The 498-nt window shown below is 52.8% G+C and carries 1 protein-coding gene; it reads left to right on the top strand.

The window, feature by feature from the left end; genetic code table 11:
- The coding region (locus EZM41_RS00210) for an ABC transporter permease (RefSeq protein WP_232618832.1) at nt 1-276 on the top strand (276 nt) is incomplete at its 5' end.
- Nucleotides 277-498 lie beyond the last annotated feature (222 nt).

Below are 498 nucleotides of genomic sequence, written 5' to 3'. Positions count from 1 at the left end.
AGGTCCTGGGCCTTCAAAATTCCTGGCAACGTGTCGGACGAGGTTGCATCGCTCACTGAGCCCACATCTGTAGCCATGAGGGCGGTGGAGAGGGCGCTAAATCCGGGCGAAGCTTTCAGTGGCCAGGGGTTCGGCGCAGGTGAATATATCGGCGGCGTGATCGCTTTGAGCCTCATAAGGGAAATGTCGCCAGTGCTAACGGGACTTGTGGTAGCTGGGCGCGTGGGGGCGTCTATGGCTGCCGAAATCGGCACCATGCGGGTGGACTGTTTGTAAAGGGTCATCGCGCGGGAGAATGTGGATGTGAGAGTGAAAGTGAGAGTGAGAGTGAAAGTGAAAGTGAAAGTGAAAGTGAAAGTGAAAGTGAGTGATGAGTGATCGGTAATAAGTGAATACGAGGGTGAGAGTGAAAGCAAGAGCAAGAAGAGCAAAAGTTAGGGCAGACCAAGAAACGTCAAAAGTAAAAACCTGACCCCGGAGGCATGTTGAGTTAAGACG

This window comes from Acetomicrobium sp. S15 = DSM 107314, from assembly GCF_016125955.1.
In the GTDB taxonomy this organism is placed as follows: Bacteria; Synergistota; Synergistia; order Synergistales; family Thermosynergistaceae; genus Thermosynergistes; species Thermosynergistes pyruvativorans.
This window is presented reverse-complemented; position numbering and strand designations above follow the sequence as displayed.